This is a genomic window from Streptomyces sp. NPDC023723, assembly GCF_040639815.1.
GTDB lineage: Bacteria > Actinomycetota > Actinomycetes > Streptomycetales > Streptomycetaceae > Streptomyces.
The window spans coordinates 1-14,538 of the sequence record NZ_JBFAAP010000043.1; the positions used below are offsets into that span (position 1 = coordinate 1).

The 14,538-nt window shown below is 71.3% G+C and carries 9 protein-coding genes; 5 read left to right on the forward strand and 4 right to left on the reverse strand.

Annotated elements, in window-relative coordinates:
- Positions 1 to 276 precede the first annotated feature (276 nt).
- Together AB0G32_RS30955 and AB0G32_RS30960 are read left to right on the forward strand one after the other, a co-directional pair.
- Positions 277 to 2,103: an AMP-dependent synthetase/ligase gene (locus AB0G32_RS30955; RefSeq protein ID WP_361170681.1), complete on the forward strand. Its 1,827-nt coding sequence runs from the start codon at positions 277 to 279 to the stop codon at positions 2,101 to 2,103.
- Between the two features lie 103 nt (positions 2,104 to 2,206).
- Positions 2,207 to 3,040 carry an aldo/keto reductase gene (locus AB0G32_RS30960; RefSeq protein WP_361170684.1) on the forward strand — a complete coding sequence of 278 codons (834 nt, stop codon included), beginning with the start codon at positions 2,207 to 2,209 and terminating at the stop codon, positions 3,038 to 3,040.
- A 71-nt stretch (positions 3,041 to 3,111) separates the two neighbouring features.
- On the opposite strand, the gene AB0G32_RS30965 is transcribed toward AB0G32_RS30960, so the two are convergent.
- Positions 3,112 to 3,975 carry a methyltransferase domain-containing protein gene (locus AB0G32_RS30965; protein ID WP_361170687.1) on the reverse strand — a complete coding sequence of 288 codons (864 nt, stop codon included), beginning with the start codon at positions 3,973 to 3,975 and terminating at the stop codon, positions 3,112 to 3,114.
- Between the two features lie 134 nt (positions 3,976 to 4,109).
- Positions 4,110 to 5,831 (reverse strand): glycoside hydrolase family 6 protein, encoded by a 1,722-nt coding sequence (locus tag AB0G32_RS30970; protein ID WP_361170690.1) that lies wholly within the window; start codon positions 5,829 to 5,831, stop codon positions 4,110 to 4,112.
- Positions 5,832 to 6,107: 276 nt separating this feature from the next.
- On the opposite strand from AB0G32_RS30970, the gene AB0G32_RS30975 reads away from it, so the two are divergent.
- Together AB0G32_RS30975 and AB0G32_RS30980 are read left to right on the forward strand one after the other, a co-directional pair.
- On the forward strand, positions 6,108 to 9,023 hold the full coding sequence (locus AB0G32_RS30975; RefSeq protein WP_361170692.1) for a glycoside hydrolase family 48 protein: 2,916 nt from the start codon (positions 6,108 to 6,110) through the stop codon (positions 9,021 to 9,023).
- 218 nt (positions 9,024 to 9,241) lie between these two features.
- A complete protein-coding gene (locus AB0G32_RS30980; RefSeq protein WP_361170696.1) occupies positions 9,242 to 11,896 on the forward strand; it encodes a cellulose binding domain-containing protein in 2,655 nt (884 codons plus the stop codon).
- A gap of 64 nt (positions 11,897 to 11,960) precedes the next feature.
- On the opposite strand, the gene AB0G32_RS30985 is transcribed toward AB0G32_RS30980, so the two are convergent.
- Both AB0G32_RS30985 and AB0G32_RS30990 read right to left on the reverse strand, forming a co-directional pair.
- Positions 11,961 to 12,839 (reverse strand): LLM class flavin-dependent oxidoreductase, encoded by an 879-nt coding sequence (locus AB0G32_RS30985; RefSeq protein ID WP_361170699.1) that lies wholly within the window; start codon positions 12,837 to 12,839, stop codon positions 11,961 to 11,963.
- A 10-nt stretch (positions 12,840 to 12,849) separates the two neighbouring features.
- Complete coding sequence (locus AB0G32_RS30990; protein ID WP_361170702.1) at positions 12,850 to 13,770, reverse strand: chlorophyllase; 921 nt, start codon at positions 13,768 to 13,770, stop codon at positions 12,850 to 12,852.
- A gap of 147 nt (positions 13,771 to 13,917) precedes the next feature.
- Here AB0G32_RS30990 and AB0G32_RS30995 point away from each other — a divergent pair, with 147 nt between their 5' ends.
- The gene (locus AB0G32_RS30995; protein WP_361170705.1) at positions 13,918 to 14,499 is read left to right on the forward strand and encodes a helix-turn-helix domain-containing protein; all 582 of its coding nucleotides are present in this window, start codon (positions 13,918 to 13,920) and stop codon (positions 14,497 to 14,499) included.
- Positions 14,500 to 14,538 lie beyond the last annotated feature (39 nt).

Consider the following 14,538-nt stretch of genomic DNA (forward strand, 5'->3'; position numbering starts at 1 on the left):
GTGGGGGGGGTGTTGTGTGTTTTTTCCCTGGGGGGGGGGCGTGGGGTGGGGGCCGGCTCCCCCCCCCCCCCTGGCGGGGCGGCGCCCAACCCCGCGACCAGCCACCTCCCACGCGCGGCGGGCCCCGCACCACACCACCCCTACCACCGGTAACCACCCCGTACAGATTCCGTGGAGATTACGGCCGCACCGCTTACTCAAACGTCAGGACGCCACAGCAGTGGGGTAGCTTTCACCGCGCTGTGCGGGGCGTCACAACGGATCGGGGAGCGGGGTTTGCGCGAGTTCACGAGCCCTCCGTCGGCATTGCCGCCGCCGGTGGGCGGACTGGCCGACACGGTCTTCCGCAATGCCCGGGAGGATCCCCGGTACATCGCGCTGGGGCGCAAGGACGAGACGGGCCGGTGGCAGGACGTGACCTCCGCCGAGTTCCGCGACGAGGTGCTGGCCCTCGCCAAGGGCCTGCTCGCCCGGGGCGTCCGGTTCGGCGACCGGGTCGCCATCATGTCCCGCACCCGCTACGAGTGGACGCTGTTCGACTTCGCCCTGTGGTCGATCGGCGCGCAGGTCGTGCCGGTGTACCCCACCTCCTCGGCCGAGCAGTGCTTCTGGATGCTGTACGACGCCGAGGTCACCGCGGCCGTGGTGGAGCACGAGGACCACGCGATGACCATCGCCACCGTGATCGGCCGGCTGCCGAACCTGCGGCAGCTGTGGCAGCTCGACGCCGGCGCGGTGCGGGAGCTGTACGAGGCCGGCGCCCATCTCGACGACGAGGTGGTGCACCGGCACCGCCAGGCCGTCACCCCGGAGTCGGTGGCCACCGTCATCTACACCTCCGGCACCACCGGCCGCCCCAAGGGCTGCGTGCTCAGCCACGGCAACTTCATGTACGAGGCGGACACCGTCATCGCCCGCTGGGAGTCGGTGTTCCACTCCCGCCGGGGCGACGAGGCCGCGACCCTGCTGTTCCTGCCGCTGGCCCATGTCTTCGGCCGGATGGTGGAGGTCGCCGCGATCCGCGGCCGGGTCCGCTTCGGCCACCAGCCGCAGCTGAACGCCGCCGCCCTGCTGCCGGACCTGGCCGCGTTCCAGCCGACGTTCATCCTGGCCGTGCCGTACATCTTCGAGAAGGTGTTCAACGCCGCCCGGCGCAAGGCCGAGCGGGAGGGCCGGGCGGGTCCGTTCGAGAAGGCCGTCGACGTGGCGGTGAAGTACGCGGAGGCCGTGGAGGCCAAGGCGTGGGGCCAGGGCCCGGGACCGTCGGCGGGGCTGCGCATGCAGCACCAGCTCTTCGACAAGCTGGTCTACGGCAAGGTGCGGGCCGCGATGGGCGGCCGGCTGCGCAACGCCATGTCCGGCGGCTCGGCGATGGACCGGCGGCTCGGCCTGTTCTTCGCGGGCGCCGGCGTGCAGATCTACGAGGGGTACGGGCTGACCGAGTCGACGGCGGCGGCCACCGCCAACCCGCCCGAGCGCACCCGCTACGGCACGGTCGGCCACCCCGTCCCCGGCGTGACCGTGCACATCGCGGACGACGGCGAGATCTGGCTGCGCGGCGACAACGTCTTCCAGGGCTATCTGAACAACCCCAAGGCCACCGACGAGTCGCTGCACGACGGCTGGCTGGCCACCGGCGACCTGGGCGCGCTGGACGAGGACGGCTATCTGACCATCACCGGCCGCAAGAAGGAGATCCTGGTGACCTCCGGCGGCAAGAGCGTCTCCCCGGGGGTGCTGGAGGAGCGGGTCCGGGACCACCCGCTGATCAGCCAGTGCATCGTGGTCGGCAACGACCGCCCCTACATCGCCGCCCTGGTCACCCTCGACCAGGAGGCGGTCGAGCACTGGCTCCAGATGCGCAACAAGCCGCCGATGCCCCCGGCCGAACTGGTGCGCGACCCCGACCTGGAGACCGAGGTGCGGCGCGCGGTGGTGGCCGCCAACACACTGGTCTCACAGGCCGAGTCGGTCCGCACCTTCCGCATCCTGGCCCAGCCGTTCACCGAGGAGCACGGGCTGCTCACCCCGTCGCTCAAGCTGAAGCGCAAGGCCATCGAGAAGGCGTACGGGGCCGAGGTCGAGGCGCTGTACCGGGCCTGAATCCGCGGTGTCGCCCGCTTTTTCCGCGATCAGGAATGCGTATCGCCTCGTGATCGTTGACGATGGGAGCAACACGTCACCACAACCGAAGGATCAACAGCCCGTGAGCAGCCAGGTCCCCCCGATCATCCTGAACAACGGCGTCGAGATGCCCCAGCTGGGCTTCGGCGTCTGGCAGGTACCGGACGACGAGGCCGAGACCGCCGTCGCGACGGCCCTGAAGGCCGGGTACCGCAGCATCGACACGGCCGCGATCTACGGCAACGAGAAGGGCACCGGCAAGGGCATCGCCGCGGCCGGCCTCCCCCGCGAGGACCTCTTCGTCACCACCAAGCTCTGGAACAGCGACCAGGGGTACGACTCCACCCTGCGCGCCTTCGACGCCTCCCTGGCCAAGCTGGGCCTGGACTACGTCGACCTGTACCTGATCCACTGGCCGATGCCGGACCGCGGCCGGTACGTCGACACCTACAAGGCGTTCGAGAAGATCCTCGCCGACGGCCGGGCCCGGGCCATCGGGGTCTCCAACTTCCTGCCGGACCACCTCGACCGGCTGATCGCCGAGACGTCGGTCATCCCGGCGGTCAACCAGATCGAGCTGCACCCGCACCTCCAGCAGCACGCGCTGCGCGAGTATCACGCGGAGCAGGGCATCGCCACGGAGGCGTGGTCGCCGCTCGGCTCGGGCAAGGGCCTGCTCGAGGTTCCGGCCATCGTCGCCATCGGCCAGAAGCACGGCCGCAGCCCGGCCCAGGTGGTGCTGCGCTGGCACCTGCAGACCGGCAACGTGGTCATCCCGAAGTCCGTGACGCCGTCCCGGATCAAGGAGAACATCGACGTCTTCGATTTCAGCCTGGACGACGAGGACCTCGCCGCGATCAGCGCCCTCAACGAGGACCGGCGGGTCGGCTCCGACCCGGCGGACGTCAACGACTGACGCGTCGGACCCGCACCGGCACACGGCCCGGCGCCCCCGTGCGGGGGCGCCGGGCCGCTGTCGTACCGTCGTCAGCCGGCCCGTACCGCCGTGTGCACCGTGAGCGCGGTCAGCAGGAACAGGTCGGTCCTGCGGTGCACGCCCGCCTCGTCGTCGGGGTCGAGCAGCCGGTCGAGAGCGGCGCGGTCGCCGGCGTCCAGGAACTCCCCGGCCATGGCGCGCTGGCGGGCGAACAGGGCGGCGACGAAGGCGCGGGCCGGCTCGTCCAGCGGGGCGGGCAGGTCGAGCAGGAAGCTGCGGGTGCCGGTGTGCGTCAGGCCGGCGGCGGTCAGCAGCGCGGGCCAGTCCTCCGTCACCGCGACGGAGCCCGGCAGGTCCCGCCGCATCCGCGCGAAGGTCTCCTCGTGGGCCGCGTCCAGCCGGGCCTGGAGTCCCGGGCGGCCGAAGCCGAGGTCGCGCGGCAGGCAGCGGGCGGGCAGCCCGCCCTCCAGCAGGGCGAGGGTGCCGCCGGGGGCGAGGTGCCCGGCGAACGCGGTGAGGGCGGCCCGCTGGTCGCCGAGGTGATGCAGACTGCGGCCGGCCCACAGCAGGTCGGCGGGGTACTCCAGACCGTCCAGGGCACCCGGCAGATCGCCGGCCAGGGTGCCGAAGCGGTCGCCGATGCCCTGCCGGGCGGCGCGGTCGCGGGCCCGGGCCAGCAGCGGTTCGGCGCCGTCCACGGCGACCACCCGGGCGCCGGGGAAGGCGTCGGCGAGCAGGCAGGAGACGACGCCGGGACCGCTGCCCGCGTCGACGACCAGGCCGGGGTCGGCGCCGTCCCGCACGAGCCGGTCCAGCACCTGTGTGTACAGCGGCGTGAACTGCTCCGCCTCCGCCTCCAGCAGCGGCGCCATGCGCGCCCAGTCGAAGTCGTCGTGCTCGTGATGGTGCCCCATGCCGGTCGCCTCCCGTGTCGTGGTGCGACCAGCGTGCGTCGGCGCGGCACGTTCGGGCAATTCGACTTGCCGAAACCGCAAAAGCGGGCCGGACCCCCACGGGAGGGCCCGGCCCAGGTCGTACTCGGGTGCCGTTACGACAGCGGCGGGTACGCGTTCTGCATCAGCTGCTGGAACTGCGCGGAGAACCAGTGCCCGGAGAGCGGGGCGTTGGCCAGCGCGCCGGACATGTTGTTGTTGTTGCGCGGGTTGCCGGTGTACGTCGGGTCGCACATCCGGTCGAAGCCCTTGCCCTCGTCGTTGTCGATCGCCTGGCTGGAGCCGTCGGACTCACCCGGGGGCTTCATCCAGACGTAGGCGTCGATCCCGGTCGCGGGGTTGGCCTGCGGACGCTCACCGAGGCCGGCTCCGGACTGGTTGCACCAGTTGCCGAGGTGGATCCGGCGGTCGTAGCGGCCCCCGTCGACATAGGTGTCGACGCTGGTGGTGGCGCCGGGGCCGGTGGGCCGGGCGGCGCCGCCCCAGCCGTTGCGGGAGGTGTCGATCAGCATGCCGAGGTTGGTGTCGAAACCGATGGAGACCAGCTGGTTGCGCATGGCCTGGGCGTAGGACAGCTCGTCGGTGTACCGGTTCCAGTCCACCCACTTGGACTGGCGCACGGAGGTGCCGTTCACGGTGTCGTTGATCGTGAAGTTCTGCTCCTTCAGCGCGCTGTAGTTGGCGGTGTTGACGATGAAGCCGTGCACGTCGTTCACGGTCGCGCCCTCGGTGGTCGCCGCCTCCTTGAACAGGTTGGCGGAGGCACCGAAGTTGTCGTCCCAGCCGAGCCAGCCGTGGTGGCCGGCGTCGATGTAGTTGTAGACGTTGGGCGCGTCGCCCAGCTTGTTCAGGGCGTAGCCGACGCCCTTCTGGTAGTTGCCGTTGGCCTTCATCACGTCGCAGTTGGGCGTGGCGGTGGCCCGCGGCGTGGTGTTGGTGACCAGGTTGGGCAGCGAGTCGATCTCCACGGTGGTGACGATCCGCAGGGACGCGTACTTGGAGTCGGCGAGGATCGCGGCGATCGGGTCGATGTACTGCGTCTTGTACTTGTCGATCTCGGTCGGGCCCAGCTCGCCGTTGGAGGCGAGGGCGGCGCAGTCCCGGCCGGGCAGGTTGTAGATGACGAGCTGGACGACCAGTTCGCCGGAGCCCTTCTGGGTCAGCGCCTCATCGAGGTGGTCGCGCAGGCCCATGCCGCCGTTCACGCCCTCGATGGCCGCGATGCGGTCCAGCCACACGCCGGTCGGCTGGTTCGCGATCCGGCTGCCGCCGGTCTCGGCCGCGGCCTTCGCGGACCACTCGGGGTTCACGTACACCTTGGCGCCGTCGTACGGGTTGTTGACGCGGGCGGCCGGGCCGGTCGGGTCGGTGGGGTCCGGGTCCGGGTCGCTGCCGCCGTCGTCGACGTTGCAGGTAACGCCGTCCAGCGTGAAGGTGGCCGGGACGGCGTTGCTGCCGCTGTAGGTGCCCTGGAAGCCGAAGCTCGCCGAGCCGCCGGTGGACAGGGTGCCGTTGTAGGACTCGTTGGCCGCGGTGACGGCCGTACCGCTCTGGCTGAGCTTGGCGTTCCAGCCGCTGGTCACCTTCTGGTTGCCGGCGTAGGACCACTTCAGGGACCAGCCGGACTTGGCGGCGGTGTTGTTGGTGACGGTGACCGCGGCGGTGAAGCCGGAGCCCCAGTCGTTCTGCACCTTGTAGTCCACGGTGCACGGGACGGCCGCCGCGCCGACGTCCGGGGGCACGGCGGCGTACGCCGCGCCGGAGGCCCCGGCGACGAGCGCGAGAGCGGCCAGTAACGCAGTTCTGCTACGGCTCATGGGTGCGGGTTTCCTTCTCATCACGTACCGACTGATGGAGTACCGATCGATGGAACCGCTCCCACTGGTGCCGAAGAAGTTAGCGCCAAGTGACGGTAAAGGACAGGGGAGTCACAGACTTTCCTTGAACTCGGCCCGTCGAACATTTTCGACTCTTCACACACCTTGACCGCACCCACCCCTCTCTTCAACATGGGAGCGCTCCCACTGGTTCAAGGCTTGTTGCTCCTCCCCACACCCGCTCCCCGCACGAGCCCGCTAGGAGGAACCAGCACCATGTTCCGAGCACGAAGAAGCCGCGCCGCGCCGCGGCTGTGGACGGCCGCACTGGCGGCCCTCTCGCTCCCGCTCACCCTGGTGGGCACCGGCACGACCACCGCGCGGGCCGCGGCGGTCCAGTGCAGCGTGGACTACAAGACGAACGACTGGGGTTCCGGTTTCACCGCCGAGCTGACCCTCACCAACCGGGGCACGGAGGCCCTGGACGGGTGGACCCTGGCCTACGGCTACTCGGGCAACCAGAAGCTGACCGGCGGCTGGAACGGAACCTGGTCGCAGTCCGGCTCCGCGGTCAGCGTGACCAACGCTTCGTACAACGCTCGAATAGGGGCCGGCGCCGCCGTCACCACCGGCGCCCAGTTCACCTACAGCGGCACCAACACCGCGCCGACGTCGTTCTCGGTCAACGGCACCGCGTGCACCGGCGCGCACCAGGCACCGATCACCGTGCTGACCAGCCCGGCGGCGGGCGCGGTGTACTCGCAGGGCGCGGCGGTGCCGCTGGCGGCCACCGCGGTGGCGGCGGACAACGCCACGATCAGCAAGGTGGAGTTCTACGACGACGCCACACTGCTGGGCACCGACAGCAGCGCGCCGTACACGTTCTCCGCTTCTGGCTTGACCGTGGGCAGTCATTCGCTGCTGGCGAAGGCGTACGACAGCCTGGGCGCGTCGGCGCCCTCCACCCCGGTCGGCATCACGGTCGCCGCCGGCCCCACGGTGGTCGCCACCCCGGCCCAACTGGGCGTCCAGCAGGGCGAGTCGGGCACGTACGACGTGAAGCTGTCCACGCAGCCGACGGCGAACGTCACCGTCACCACCGCCCGGGCCAGTGGCAACACCGGCCTGTCGGTGACCGGCGGCGCGAGCCTCACCTTCACGCCGTCGAACTGGAGCACCGCGCAGCGGGTGACCATCGGCGCCGGCGCCTCGGGCACCGGCTCGGCGGTCTTCGAGTCGAGTGCTCCCGGACACGGCAAGGCGACGGTCACCGTCACCCAGCTGGAAGCGGCCACCGAGTACGACGCGCGCTTCCTGGAGCTGTACGGGAAGATCACCGACCCGGCGAACGGCTACTTCTCCCCCGAGGGCATCCCGTACCACTCGGTGGAGACGCTGATCGTCGAGGCGCCGGACCACGGTCATGAGACCACCTCGGAGGCGTACAGCTATCTGCTGTGGCTCCAGGCCATGTACGGCAAGGTGACGGGCGACTGGACCCGGTTCAACGGGGCCTGGGAGATCATGGAGAAGTACATGATCCCCACCCACGCCGACCAGCCGACCAACGCCTCGTACAACGCGTCCAAGCCGGCCACCTACGCGCCCGAGCTGGACACGCCGCAGCAGTATCCGGCGGCGCTCGACAGCTCGGTGCCGGTCGGTCCGGATCCGATCGCGTCCGAGCTGAAGTCGGCGTACGGCACGGACGACGTGTACGGCATGCACTGGCTCCAGGACGTCGACAACACCTACGGCTACGGCAACTCGCCCGGCAACTGCGAGGCGGGCCCGTCCGACACCGGTCCCTCCTACATCAACACCTTCCAGCGCGGCGCGCAGGAGTCGGTGTGGGAGACGGTGCCGCAGCCGACCTGCGACGCCTTCAAGTACGGCGGCACCAACGGCTATCTGGACCTGTTCACCGGTGACGCCTCCTACGCCAAGCAGTGGAAGTTCACCAACGCCCCGGACGCCGACGCGCGCGCCGTGCAGGCCGCGTACTGGGCCGACCTGTGGGCCGAGGAGCAGGGCAAGGGCTCGGAGGTCTCCGGGACCGTCGCCAAGGCCGCCAAGATGGGCGACTACCTGCGGTACGCGATGTTCGACAAGTACTTCAAGAAGGTCGGCAACTGCGTGGGTCCGGCCAGCTGCCCGGCGGGCACCGGCAAGGACGCCTCGCACTACCTGCTGTCCTGGTACTACGCCTGGGGCGGCGCGGTGGACACCTCGGCGGGCTGGGCCTGGCGGATCGGCTCCAGCCACACCCACGGCGGCTACCAGAACCCGCTCGCGGCGTACGCGCTCAGTTCGTACGCGGACCTGAAGCCGAAGTCGGCGACGGGCGCGGCGGACTGGGCCAAGTCCCTCGACCGGCAGCTGGAGTTCTACCGCTGGCTCCAGTCCGACGAGGGCGCCATCGCGGGCGGCGCGACCAACAGCTGGCAGGGCCGGTACGCCACCCCGCCGGCCGGTACGCCGACGTTCTACGGCATGTACTACGACGAGGCGCCGGTGTACCACGACCCGCCGTCCAACCAGTGGTTCGGCTTCCAGGCGTGGTCCATGGAACGGGTCGCCGAGTACTACCAGCAGAGCGGTGACGCGGACGCCAAGGCGGTCCTCGACAAGTGGGTCGACTGGGCGCTGTCGGAGACGACGGTCAACCCGGACGGTTCGTTCCGCATCCCGTCCACGCTCCAGTGGTCGGGGCAGCCCGACACCTGGAACGCGGCGTCGCCGGGGGCGAACGGTTCACTGCACGTGAGTGTCGCGGACTACACGAACGACGTGGGTGTGGCCGCCGCGTACGCCAAGACACTGACGTACTACGCCGACCGCTCCGGTGACGCGGAGGCCGCCTCGACGGCCAAGGCGCTGCTGGACGGCATGTGGGAGAACGACCAGGACGCCCTGGGCATCGCGGTTCCGGAGACCCGCGCGGACTACAACCGGTTCGACGACAGTGTGTATGTCCCGAGCGGGTGGACCGGCACGATGCCGGGCGGTGACGCGATCAACTCGTCGTCGACGTTCGAGTCGATCCGGTCGTTCTACGAGGACGACCCGAACTGGTCGAAGGTCGAGAGTTATCTCGCGGGTGGTGCGGCGCCGTCGTTCACGTATCACCGGTTCTGGGCTCAGGCGGACATCGCCTTGGCCATGGGTTCGTACGCGGAGCTTCTCGAATAGCCCCCGCGAGGCGCTCCGCGGGGGTGCGGGTTCGGCTGCGGGTTCGTTGTGGCTGGTCGCGCCCGCGCGGCGGAGCCGCAAATCGACACCGCCCCGCGCCCCCAAGGGGCGCCTGAAGCCCGCGTACGTGTCTCGTCACCGGACGACGAGGCACCGACCGGGTGGCTTCCGATGGGAGCCACCCGGTCGTCCCCTCACGAAAAGGACGGTTCCCCACCGTGCGAAGAACCCGCGTACTCACCGCCGCTCTCGCGCTCGCGGCCGGGCTGCTGACCGGTGGGCCGCCGGCCGCGCTGGCCGCCGAGGCGCCGAAGGCGGCCGTCGCCGCCGACACCTACTCCTGGCACAACGCCCGGATCGACGGGGGCGGTTTCGTCCCCGGCATCGTCTTCAACCGCGCCGAGCAGAACCTCGCCTACGCCCGTACCGACATCGGCGGTGCCTACCGCTGGCAGCAGTCGACCAGGACCTGGACGCCGTTGCTCGACCACGTCGGGTGGGACGACTGGGGGCACACCGGTGTCGTCAGTCTCGCCTCCGACCCGGTCGACCCGGACCGGGTGTACGCGGCGGTCGGCACGTACACCAACAGCTGGGACCCGACCAACGGTGCCGTGCTGCGCTCCGCCGACCGGGGCGCGACCTGGCAGCAGACCGGACTGCCGTTCAAGCTGGGCGGCAACATGCCGGGCCGGGGCATGGGCGAGCGTCTCGCCGTCGACCCGCACGACAACGACGTGCTGTACCTGGGCGCGCCGAGCGGCAAGGGCCTGTGGCGGTCGACGGACGCGGGGGTCACCTGGTCACAGGTGACGGCCTTCCCCAACCCCGGGAACTACGCCCAGGACCCGACCGACACCAGCGGCTACGGCTCCGACAACCAGGGCATCACCTGGGTCACCTTCGACGAGTCGACGGGCAGCGGCGGTTCGGCGACGAAGACCATCTACGTCGGGGTCGCCGACAAGGAGAACGCCGTCTACCGGTCGACGGACGCGGGGGCCAGCTGGCAGCGGATCGCCGGACAGCCCACCGGGTACCTCGCCCACAAGGGGGTCCTGGACGCCGAGAACGGTTACCTGTACCTGGCCTACAGCGACACGGGCGGGCCCTACGACGGCGGCAAGGGGCGGCTGTACCGGTACGCCACGGCGACCGGCACCTGGACCGACATCAGCCCGGCCGCGGAGGCCGACACCTACTACGGGTTCAGCGGCCTGACCGTCGACCGGCAGCATCCCGGCACGGTGATGGCGACCGCCTACAGCTCCTGGTGGCCGGACACCCAGATCTTCCGCTCCACGGACAGCGGCGGCGCCTGGACCCAGGCGTGGAGCTACACCTCGTACCCGAACCGGGAGAACCGCTACACGATGGACGTGTCGTCCTCGCCGTGGCTGACCTGGGGCGCGAATCCGACGCCGCCCGAGCAGACGCCGAAGCTGGGGTGGATGACGGAGTCGCTGGAGATCGACCCGTTCGACTCGGACCGGATGATGTACGGGACGGGGGCGACGGTCTACGGCACGGAGAACCTGACGGACTGGGACTCCGGCGGCAAGTTCGCCATCACGCCGATGGTGCGGGGCCTGGAGGAGACGGCCGTCAACGACCTCGCCGCTCCCCCGTCCGGCGCCCCGCTGCTCAGCGCGCTCGGGGACATCGGCGGCTTCCGGCACACCAGCCTGACCGAGGTGCCGTCGATGATGTTCACCTCGCCCAACTTCACGTCGTCCACGAGTCTGGACTACGCGGAGACCAACCCGAACACGGTGGTTCGCGTCGGCAATCTGGACTCCGGTCCGCACATCGCCTTCTCCACCGACAACGGCGCCAACTGGTTCGGCGGGACGGACCCGTCGGGAGTGAGCGGCGGCGGCACGGTCGCGGCCGGGGCGAACGGCAACCGGTTCGTGTGGAGCCCGGCCGGCACCGGGGTGCAGTACACGACCGGCTTCGGCACCTCGTGGCAGGCGTCGAGCGGCATCCCGGCGGGCGCGGTGGTGGAGTCGGACCGGGTCGATCCGCTGACCTTCTACGGGTTCAAGTCCGGCAAGTTCTACGTCAGTTCGGACGGCGGCGCGACCTTCACGGCGTCGGCGGCGACCGGGCTGCCGAGCGGCGACAGCGTCCGGTTCAAAGCGCTGCCGGGCGGCGCGGGCGACATCTGGCTGGCCGGTGGCGCGAGCGACGGGGCGTACGGTCTGTGGCACTCCACCGACGGCGGCGCGAGCTTCACCAAGCTGTCGAACGTCGAGCAGGCCGACACCGTGGGCTTTGGCAAGGCGGCGCCCGGCGCCTCGTACCAGACGTTGTTCACGAGCGCGAAGATCGGTGGGGTGCGCGGCATCTTCCGGTCGACGGACCAGGGCGCCACCTGGACCCGGGTCAACGACGACGCCCATCAGTGGGGCTGGACGGGGGCGGCGATCACCGGCGATCCCCGGGTGTACGGGCGGGTGTACGTGGCGACCAACGGGCGGGGGGTCGTGTACGGCGACACCTCCGGGACCGGTACCGATCCCGGTACTGATCCGGAGCCCGGGCCGACGGGTGCCTGTTCGGTGACTTACACGATCACCAACCAGTGGTCCGGCGGCTTCCAGGCGGATGTGCGGCTGACCAACACGGGGCCGGCCGCCTGGAACGGCTGGGCCCTGAACTGGTCCTTCCCCGGCGGGCAGAAGGTGAGCCAGATGTGGAACGCCGAGCACTCCGCGTCGGGCGCGGCGGTCACGGTCAAGAACGTCGGCTGGAACGGGACGGTGGCGGCCGGTTCGTCGGTGGGGTTCGGCTTCACCGGTGAGTGGTCGGGGAGCAACGCGAAACCGGCGGCGTTCACGATGGGCGGCAAGAACTGCGCGGTCGGCTGAGCCGGGCCGCGGACGGGACGGGCGGGGTGTGCTCTCCGGCGGGAGCACACCCCGTTCCCGTGCGTCATCCCACCCGGGCGCCGATGATCTCGTCGGCCAGCCAGCGGGCGACGCCCTCGGGGTACGGCGCCGGCAGCATGAGCACCAGGTGCCGGAAACCGGCCCCGGTCGCCCTGCCGATGGCCTTCCTGGTGGGCGCGGGGTCGTCGTAGGAGACCGGCAGGACCAGGGACCGGGTGATCGTCGCCGGGTCGCGGCCCAGGTCGGCGCAGTGCCGGTCCAGGAGCGCGCCGCGCGCCACGGCGTCCTCGACGTCGTCGCCCGGGTAGTTCCAGATGTCGGCGTGTTCGGCGGCCACCCGCAGGGTCGCCGAGGCGCGGCCGCCGATGAGGACCGGCGGGTGCGGGCGCCGCACCGGCTTGGGGTTGCCGTACGCGCCGGTGAGCCGGACGTGTTCGCCGTCGAAGTCGAACGGCTCCGGCTCGGTCCACAGCCGCCGGATCACCGTGCACGCCTCGCCGAGGGCCCGGACGGCGTGCCCGCCGTCGTGGTAGGGCAGGCCATGGGCGTCGTACTCCCGGCGGGCCATCGGGACGTCGGGCCGGGAACCGGCGCCGATGCCGAAGTCGAGGCGGCCGCCGGAGACGACGTCGACGGTCGCGGCGATCTTGGCCAGCACGGCGGGCGGGCGGAGCCGGTTGCTGGTCACCAGCACGCCGAGGCGCAGCCGGCGGGTCTGCGCGGCGAGCGCGGCGAGCAGCGTCCAGCCCTCGTAGGTGACGCCCTTCGGGTCGCCGAAGATCGGCAGCAGGTGGTCGAAGAGCCAGGCGTGCTCGATCTCTGGGACGGTGTCGGCCTCGCGCCACACCCGCAGCAGGTCGGCGTAGTCGACCTGGGAGGGGGCGGTCATGATGCCGAAGCTGGTGTCGGCCGGTGGTGTCATTGCGGTGTCCTCACTTGCTCCGGAGCCGGCCCAGCGGCTCCGGGTCGGCGTCCAGTTCGGCGCTCGCCGTGCGCCAGGCGGTGTCGTCGGGGTCGAGGGCGCCGCGCAGGTAGGCCGTGCTGAGGCGCTGGAGCAGGGCGACCCGCGCGGGGCTCTCGTCGGTGGTCTCGGCGACCTCGTAACCCGGGATGCCGCCGAGCGAGTGGCCGGCGCCGAAGAGGGTCAGCAGGGCCTTGTCCTTCGGGCTGAACTCGTAGGCGTCGGTGAACCAGTCGGGGCCGCGGGTGGAGAGCGGGGAGTCGTCGGCGTCCCCGGCGACCACCAGGGCGGGGGTGGTCATGTCGTCGAAAGCGGGGTTCATGAAGGGGAAGTGCTCGGCGGCGAACGGGGACAGGTCGGCGCCGCCGCGCCCGGTCAGCGCGAACAGCACGCCGGCCGAGACCCGCGGGTCGGACAGGTCCTCGCCCGGGAGGCCGTCGGCGTCGAGGACGCGGGCGCCCAGCAGCAGGCTCGCGCTCTGGGCGCCGAAGGAGTGCCCGGCCACCGCGACCCGGCCGTGGTCGACCCGGCCGGCCAGCCCCGGCACGGCCGCCTCCAGCGCGTCGAGCCGGTCGAGCACCCGGGTGAGGTCCTCGACCCGGGTGCGCCAGATCAGCGGCGTGCGCGGGTCGTCGGCGGGCAGGCCGAGCCGCCGGGAGTCGAGGTGGGTGGGCTGGACGACGACGAAGCCGTGGGCGGCCCAGTGATCGGCGAGCGGGGCGTAGCCGTCCATCGACCAGCCGTAGCCGTGCGAGAAGACGAGGACGGGCAGGTGCTGCCCGGTGACGGGCGCGGAGATCCGGACCTGGAGGTCGTCACCGCGGCCGGGTGCGGAAAGCACGACCGGCTTCACGGAGACGATCGGGGCGGGCGCGGACGGGAATGCGGACATGGGGGCGCCTTTCGCGGTCGGACGGCCCGTCTGGCATGATGAACCAAGCGGAACCGCGTTCCGCTAACGATACGGAACGACGTTCCGCTTTGCAAGGCGGACCGGGCCCCCGGCGGTCGCGGGAAGGCGGTCGCGGGAAGGAGCGGCATGGTGAGCGACGACGAGCGGGGCGCGGCGCGGCCCCGGCGGGCGGACGCCCGGCGCAACCAGAAGACGCTGCTCGACGCGGCGGCCACGGTCTTCGTCCGGTCGGGGGTGGACGCGCCGGTGCGCGACATCGCCGCCGCGGCCGGGGTCGGCACGGGCACCATCTACCGGCACTTCCCGACCCGGGCCGACCTCATCGTGGCCGTCTACCGGCACCAGATCGAGGCGTGCGCCGAGGCCGGCCCGGCCCTGCTGGAGTCCGCCGCGTCACCGCACGCGGCCCTTGGGCAGTGGATCGACCTCTTCGTCGACTTCCTGGTCACCAAGCACGGCCTCGCCGCCGTGCTGCGCTCCGACGACCCCGGTTTCCAGGCGCTGCACGCCTCCTTCCTGGACCGCCTGCTGCCCGTCTGCGCGCGCCTGCTGGCGGCGGCGGCCGAGGCGGGTGAGATCCGGCCGGGCCTCGCGGCGTACGAGCTGATGCGCGGCGTCGGGAACCTGTGCATCGGCGCGGAAGGCGACGACCACTACGACGCCCGCCGGCTGGCCGGGCTGCTCGTCGCGGGACTGCGGGCTCCCTGACCGCTCCCGCTTCGCCCCTGCCCCGGGTGTGCGCTCTCG

Excerpts from the sequence above, each read along its gene's own strand:
- AB0G32_RS30975 (WP_361170692.1), top strand. The coding sequence starts at position 6,108 with ATGTTCCGAGCACGAAGAAGCCGCGCCGCGCCGCGGCTGTGGACGGCC.
- AB0G32_RS30990 (WP_361170702.1), bottom strand. The coding sequence starts at position 13,770 with ATGTCCGCATTCCCGTCCGCGCCCGCCCCGATCGTCTCCGTGAAGCCG.
- AB0G32_RS30965 (WP_361170687.1), bottom strand. The coding sequence starts at position 3,975 with ATGGGGCACCATCACGAGCACGACGACTTCGACTGGGCGCGCATGGCG.
- AB0G32_RS30985 (WP_361170699.1), bottom strand. The coding sequence starts at position 12,839 with ATGACACCACCGGCCGACACCAGCTTCGGCATCATGACCGCCCCCTCC.
- AB0G32_RS30970 (WP_361170690.1), bottom strand. The coding sequence starts at position 5,831 with ATGAGCCGTAGCAGAACTGCGTTACTGGCCGCTCTCGCGCTCGTCGCC.
- AB0G32_RS30995 (WP_361170705.1), top strand. The coding sequence starts at position 13,918 with ATGGTGAGCGACGACGAGCGGGGCGCGGCGCGGCCCCGGCGGGCGGAC.